Source organism: Rhizobium fabae (assembly GCF_003985135.1).
Taxonomy (GTDB): Bacteria; Pseudomonadota; Alphaproteobacteria; order Rhizobiales; family Rhizobiaceae; genus Rhizobium; species Rhizobium pisi.
In genome coordinates this window covers 291638-297637 of sequence record NZ_ML133654.1, presented here as the reverse complement: position 1 = coordinate 297637, position 6000 = coordinate 291638, and the positions used below count along the sequence as shown (strand labels likewise).

Genomic DNA, 6000 nt, shown 5'->3' with positions numbered 1-6000 from the left:
GAGTGGCTTTGGACGTATAACCACGAACGGCCCAACATGGGCATTGGCGGCATCACACCCGCTCAGAAACTGAAAATGGCCGCGTGAATTCTACCGCTGAACCCCGCTAAAACGGGGAGGACTACCCATACTCTTGGCGAACCCGTCAGGGATTGAAGCCCGACGGATAGTTCTAGCTCGAGATCGGACTAGGGCTGGCGCCCTTGGCCCCGAGCGGCCGGTGGAGGTTACGTGTTGGCAGCTTTCTGGCAGGAGTGACCACGACTGAACTGCGCACTTCGTGCCTGCTGCCATCGCGGAAAGACGAGAGGATTACCAATCAAACACCGTCGGGAGGCACAAAGAAGCAGTTAACGCGGTATTTCCCTTCCTTCCCCATTCCCGCAGCTTCAGAACGGTCGTCTGTTGGCTGAAGGCAGATGTGATAGTTACGGTCGTGAGACGGAATCTCCTTTCCGTAGGGGATTACCAATAGCTGATTTCTGGTCACAAGATGATGGTCTCCCGGGTGAAGGTGAATTGAGAATCCGAACGGCCCTTTCGTGATGTCCGAACTCGGAATCGATTGGCAGTCACCATCGACATCGTTGCCATTGCAACAGGCGGGTGGGTAGGTCCAACCGCCAGCCGCCATGTGGGCATCGCTCGATGCGAACAGTCCCATCAATAAAACCGAAAAAGGCACTATAAGTGCTGTTACTGGTGAGGAAACCATGGACCGCCCCCAGCGTAGTCCTTCGGCTTAGTGAGCCAGTTGGATTGTGCGCTCAATTCATGGTGCATGGGAAGCAATAGTTTGCGTGAACGCCCGTGGTTTCGTTGGACCGGGAGTTGGTGGCAATTGCTACATAACACCGTAAATTTCCCGGAGAACAGGACCGGAAACCTGCCGCCGCAACCTCGAGATGAAATTGAATCGAACTCGGAAGAAAAATTCCTAAATCATTGAAAAATGATTCGTTTCGAGTCGGAACGAATCACCTTCGCACGTCTTTGAGTCGCGACTTAGTGATTCGGAGGATGCGTCCATGGCATCGGGACATCGCGCGCAGTGGAAGGGCTTCTTACGGTTTGGCGAGGTAAGCTGCGGCGTGGCGCTCTACACAGCCGCCAGCACATCCGAGCGAATCACGTTCAATACGATCAACGCGAAGACAGGCAATCGGGTCAACCGCGTGTTCATCGACAGCGAGACCGAAGAGCGCGTGGAGCGCGAGGCACAGACGAAGGGCTTCGAGATCGACAACGGGCAGTACATCATTATCGATCCCGAGGAAGTGGCCGCAACCATCCCGGAAAGCAACAAGACGCTCGAAGTGCAGGCGTTCATCCCCTGCAAGGAGATCGATGACATTTTCTTCGACAAGCCGTATTACCTCACGCCTGACAAGATGAACGCCGACGCCTTTGTCGCCCTCCGCGAGGCCATGAAGAATTCGAATGTCGTGGCAATCGCGCGTGCCGTCCTCTTCCGGCGAGTCCGGACGGTGCTCATTCGCCCGCACGGCAGGGGCTTGATCGCCACCACGCTCAACTACGACTACGAAGTTCGCTCCTCGAAAAAGGCTTTCGAAAAGATGCCGAAGTTGAAGATCGAAGGCGAGATGCTCGACCTCGCAAAGCACATCATTTCAACAAAGAGAGGCGAGTTCGATCCGGCGACGTTTGAGGACCGGTACGAAGCCGCGCTGGCTGAGCTCGTGAAGGCGAAGTTGGAAGGCAAGGCGCTTCCGAAGCCGAAGAAGGTCGAGATTTCGAAGCCCAACGATCTGCTGGCCGCCCTTCGCGAAAGTGCCGGGCTTCTCAAGGCTGGCACGGTCTCCGACAACAAACCGAAACGCACTGCCGCCAACGCCAATAAGGGCGCCGGTCGGGAGCGCGCCGCGCGCGGAGTGGCCTCGAAAGCCGCCTCTTCCGGGGCTGCTCCGCGGCGCAAGGCCAGCTAGGGAGATCGGTCATGGCTCCGAGTTATTACTGGAAGGGCTATCTTAAGCTGTCACTCGTCACCTGCCCCGTGGCGATGACCCCGGCGACTTCGGAATCCGAGAAGGTTCGCTTCCATACGCTGAATAAGGCGACTGGGAACCGAGTGGTTTCGCAGTACGTCGACTCCGTGACCGGAAAGCCCGTCAAGGACGAGAACGAGGCCAAGGGCTACGCGCGCGGCGAGAGCGACTATATTATCCTGACGGAAGACGATCTCGACCGGGTCGCACTGGACACGGTGAAGACGATCGACATCGAAAAGTTTGTGCCTGCCGACTCAATCGAGTGGACCTATCTCGAGAAGCCGCATTACCTCATGCCTGACGACCCGGTTGGCAATGAGGCGTTCGCCGTCATCCGCGATGCCATGAAGGCGGATAAGGTATTCGGCGTCTCGAAGCTGGTGATGGGTCGCCGCGAACGCGCCGTCATCCTGGAACCGCGTGATGAAGGCATCATTCTTTGGAGCCTGCGGTTTGGCGACGAGGTGCGGCCAGAGGATTCGTACTTCGAGGATATCAACGAAGAGGCGGACCCCGATCTCGTTCCTCTCGTCCAGAAGCTCATCAAGCAGAAGTCGGCGCACTGGTCGCCGGAGATGGCCAGCGATCCGATACAGGATGCCCTGCTGAAGCTCATCGAGGAGAAGAAGAAGCTTCTCAAGCCGAAGAAGGCGGCCAAGGGAAAGAAGGATCAGGCCGCTCCGGCTTCCAACGTGGTCAACATCATGGATGCGCTTCGCAAGAGCCTCGAGGCCGACCTCAAGAACAGGAAGGCGGGTTGACATGCATCTGGCGGATACGAGGATCGAGCACGAAGCTGGCGGTTGGAAGATCGATTTCATCGGAGATGACGGCGACGCCGTTTCTGTGAGGGTCGCCGACGAGCACGCAGTCAGCGCTGATGAAGCCCTCGAACAGGCGAAGGCCGTGATGGTGCAGTTAACGGCGTTCGGTACCCGAGGCGGTGGTCGAAGCGTGAACACCTACGATGCCGCGAGCAACGGGAATTTCGACGACGATCTGCCCGTGCTCGATACCCGGCACTGAGTCCACCACGGCAAGGACTGGCAGCCCGTTGACGGTCGCCCCATCCGATGCAATGTGCTCCAGTATGCCCAAGAAGACGAAAACGAAGAGCGATGATCTCGAACTGATCAGAGAGTGGTCGCTTCCCCTGGAGGCGACGCTCGGATCGGCTGTCAGAGTGAAGGGAATCCTCCAGGAAATCCGATCTCGACTTCCTCCCGCGGTCAGGAAGTCGCTGGATATGCAGTCAGGCGAGCTTACACTCGTCATGCCGGAAAATTCCAAGACTGCGTTTCGCGCGACCTCGTCGATTATCTCGGAATCGCTGCGGGGCGTCGCAGACCTTCCGATCATCCCGCGCGAGATCGAGGACATCCTGGGGATAACGGCTTCTGAAAGGAAGCGTTGGTTGGAGGACGGGCGTCTTCCAAGCGCTGGAACTCGAACAGTCAGGCTTCAGGGTCGAGCGCGGCGGATCACCTTCCACGTATTCGATCCGCGGGTTGTAGAGGATCTGCTCGATCGCGGGGCCGTGGATGAATGGCGCGAGGAAGACGCGGCGGCCAAAGCAGAAAACCGGAGGCGCGCCGCGTACCAGGCGAAGCTGACCCGTTCGCTGAAGAAACAAGACAAAGTCAAACAAGCTGATCCGAAAGTTGAAGACGCTGCGACCGGATTGAGCGGTTGGGACGAGTTCGGGAGCGAAGGCCTGCTTCGCTAATACGTCGAGCGCACTTCCGGCTCTGAACTCACTGTCCCAAGCGACGCTTCGCAGCCTTCTGCTTTTTTACGCAACCTTCAACGCCTTCCCGGTAGTCGCCGAATGCGTTCCTACAGAACTTGAAGATCGGATCCTCCGAAATCGCCTTGCGAGTAATTTCGGTGTTCTTTTGTCGTAGACGACCTTCTGCAGGGTCGCGCATTCTAGCGCCTCCTTCTTGGGTTTCTCAGTCGAGCAAACTCGCATGACGTTTCGCTTCCATTGCTCAGCGCTTCGACGGAAATCGGAAACCCTCGGCCAGCCTCTCGATGGAAAAAAGCATCGAGGATCAGGCCCGACGCCGAGACGTCTATTCCTTTACACCTCGAAGACGTTGTCCTTATGCGGGAGAGATGCGAGACAGGACTTCGTGACGGTCAACGGTCCAGTCGTCCGCTGGGCGCCTTGCGCGCCCGGACGTTACTCACCCTCTTCACCCGTCTTCGGAAAGAGATGAGTGACATTGGAACCAGGGGTCTGAACCCTCGCTGCCACCTTCTTAATGCCGGTGCTGCGTTCGCCAGCAGCTTGTACGACCGAGGCAAATCCATCGCGCTGCCTGTAGTAGTCGGGTTTTTCCGGAAGACTGAGATCAAAATCGGCAAGCAGTCGCTCGATGAGGTCCATCGCCTTCGCCGCGACCACCGCATAGCCCTCCTGGCGTCGCTCGAAAAAGCTGTCGAAGCCTGGACCGGAGAGATCAAGGTTATCCAACGCGTTTCCAAGATTCGTCACCCGGTTCGATAACCATAAAGCCTCGTGGAAGAGCTCGTCGCCGAGGAGGCTCAAATCTTCAGCCGGTGGAAGGATAAGGACCGGATCCGGTGTGTGGAAGACGAATTCGCCTTCGTTGACTGGGTTGAACTCAGGCGTATCGTGGACGGCAGCGTATGCCGTGCCGACAAAATCGTCCAATGCCAGAGCTGTCAGCATCGCCGCGCTGCGCGCTTTGGCTTTTGGGTTCCGCGCGCGTCCAGCACTCGTCCACCGCAGTGCGCTCGGTATAATTGTGCCGGCGGCGAAACAGCCAGCCCCAATCATCGCTCCGACTAGCATGATGCCCTGAGTTGTTTCGAAGAACTGCGTCAACACTTACCTCGTAGAGTTCGAGAAGCGATTTGCATCGGTCGCACGCAGGACGGAATCAGTACCGGCTATTGCAGTGTGCCTCGCTTGAAAGCGATTAGGAATGCTCTCCCGAAGATGAGATCTCGACAGAGTAGATTCAAGGTGTGTCCGTATCCCTATGCCCGATGACCCGCCGTCGAGCGACAAGACGATGGAAGTCAGCGATGCCGGAAGACGCCTTACCGCGTTGAACGCTCCGGGAAAACCATTCGACCGTAGTCCGAAAGCCCCCTTGAAGGCTGGATAAAGCCGATAGAGCGGAGCAATTCCAGGAAGACCGGGCCTGACGGATCAACCTCCATCCGACGCTTTCGGATGGAGATATACGTCAATCGAACTGCTCCTCGTGGCCGATTTGCTCCTGCACAGCGTCGCTGACATCGGGATCGTCCGCGGGATCGGGATCGGCGCTGGCGGCATCGTTCAGCGAATTTGCCGCTTCGATCAGCGCGACAACCATCTCCCGCGTCGCCCAACCAGCCTCGTTCCCCGATGCGATAATTTCCTCCAACACGTTTCGGGCCGCGGCCTTCGCTTCAACCAACCGATCCGCCGAGTCTTCACTGATCGGCGCCGGGAAGCGGAAGCCGACCGGTTCTGTCCATGGCTCGGTCAGAAGCCGTAGTTCGTCCCGACCGATGAATTCATCGGCGCTGGCCTCGCGATCCGGGTGTGATACGGAAATGTCCATCTCCTGCGGAAGCGAGAGCGCTTGTTTTGTGTTCATAATGCCTACGGGCACCTGTTTACCGCCATCGTTTGTCGCGGTCACTTCGACGATCTTCTTGTCCTCGGTCATGGGTGGGTCTCCTACCGAGGGCAAACTCATTGACTCACCTTCGGTTCCGGACGCGCGGCGTAAAGAAGTTTGCGAATAACCCCTTCAGGGCAGGCAATTAGTATAACAGGTTCTTCGACGTCGTGGTGGTAGACCTCCGAAGCTATCGACGAAATCCTGCGTGATGCCGCCGATGCCGGCAATTTCATCATGGATGGCGGCTAGCGCAAGTATTTCGCCAGGAGGCTCGAACCGATTGGCCCCGTCGCGCCATTCGTCTTGAAGCGCGGACATGATGTCGAAGCCCTCGGCAGCGGCTT

7 protein-coding genes are annotated in these 6000 nt (G+C 57.7%); 4 read left to right on the top strand and 3 right to left on the bottom strand.

Going from position 1 to position 6000, the window contains the following annotated elements; genetic code table 11:
• The first annotated feature begins 1028 nt into the window (after positions 1-1028).
• The 4 genes from ku (EFB14_RS21910) (at position 1029) to EFB14_RS21895 (ending at position 3735) form a co-directional block, all read left to right on the top strand.
• On the top strand, positions 1029-1946 hold the full coding sequence (gene ku / locus EFB14_RS21910; protein ID WP_126828862.1) for a non-homologous end joining protein Ku: 918 nt from the start codon (positions 1029-1031) through the stop codon (positions 1944-1946).
• A gap of 11 nt (positions 1947-1957) precedes the next feature.
• Positions 1958-2770: a non-homologous end joining protein Ku gene (gene ku / locus EFB14_RS21905; protein WP_125844475.1), complete on the top strand. Its 813-nt coding sequence runs from the start codon at positions 1958-1960 to the stop codon at positions 2768-2770.
• Position 2771: 1 nt separating this feature from the next.
• On the top strand, positions 2772-3035 hold the full coding sequence (locus tag EFB14_RS21900) for a hypothetical protein (RefSeq protein WP_126828861.1): 264 nt from the start codon (positions 2772-2774) through the stop codon (positions 3033-3035).
• A gap of 64 nt (positions 3036-3099) precedes the next feature.
• Positions 3100-3735, top strand: a complete 636-nt coding sequence (locus tag EFB14_RS21895; RefSeq protein ID WP_126828860.1) for a hypothetical protein — start codon at positions 3100-3102, stop codon at positions 3733-3735.
• Between the two features lie 28 nt (positions 3736-3763).
• Here the strand turns inward: EFB14_RS21895 and EFB14_RS32980 are convergent, their stop codons facing one another.
• The 3 genes from EFB14_RS32980 to EFB14_RS33915 form a co-directional block, all read right to left on the bottom strand.
• On the bottom strand, positions 3764-3937 hold the full coding sequence (locus tag EFB14_RS32980) for a hypothetical protein (protein ID WP_164737561.1): 174 nt from the start codon (positions 3935-3937) through the stop codon (positions 3764-3766).
• Between the two features lie 257 nt (positions 3938-4194).
• The gene (locus EFB14_RS21890; protein WP_126828859.1) at positions 4195-4863 is read right to left on the bottom strand and encodes a hypothetical protein; all 669 of its coding nucleotides are present in this window, start codon (positions 4861-4863) and stop codon (positions 4195-4197) included.
• A gap of 367 nt (positions 4864-5230) precedes the next feature.
• Positions 5231-5701 carry a hypothetical protein gene (locus EFB14_RS33915; protein WP_376772348.1) on the bottom strand — a complete coding sequence of 157 codons (471 nt, stop codon included), beginning with the start codon at positions 5699-5701 and terminating at the stop codon, positions 5231-5233.
• Positions 5702-6000 lie beyond the last annotated feature (299 nt).

Coding starts and splice junctions, on each gene's coding strand:
- ku (WP_126828862.1), top strand. CDS start 1,029: ATGGCATCGGGACATCGCGCGCAGTGGAAGGGCTTCTTACGGTTTGGC.
- ku (WP_125844475.1), top strand. CDS start 1,958: ATGGCTCCGAGTTATTACTGGAAGGGCTATCTTAAGCTGTCACTCGTC.
- EFB14_RS21900 (WP_126828861.1), top strand. CDS start 2,772: ATGCATCTGGCGGATACGAGGATCGAGCACGAAGCTGGCGGTTGGAAG.
- EFB14_RS21895 (WP_126828860.1), top strand. CDS start 3,100: ATGCCCAAGAAGACGAAAACGAAGAGCGATGATCTCGAACTGATCAGA.
- EFB14_RS32980 (WP_164737561.1), bottom strand. CDS start 3,937: ATGCGCGACCCTGCAGAAGGTCGTCTACGACAAAAGAACACCGAAATT.
- EFB14_RS33915 (WP_376772348.1), bottom strand. CDS start 5,701: ATGACCGAGGACAAGAAGATCGTCGAAGTGACCGCGACAAACGATGGC.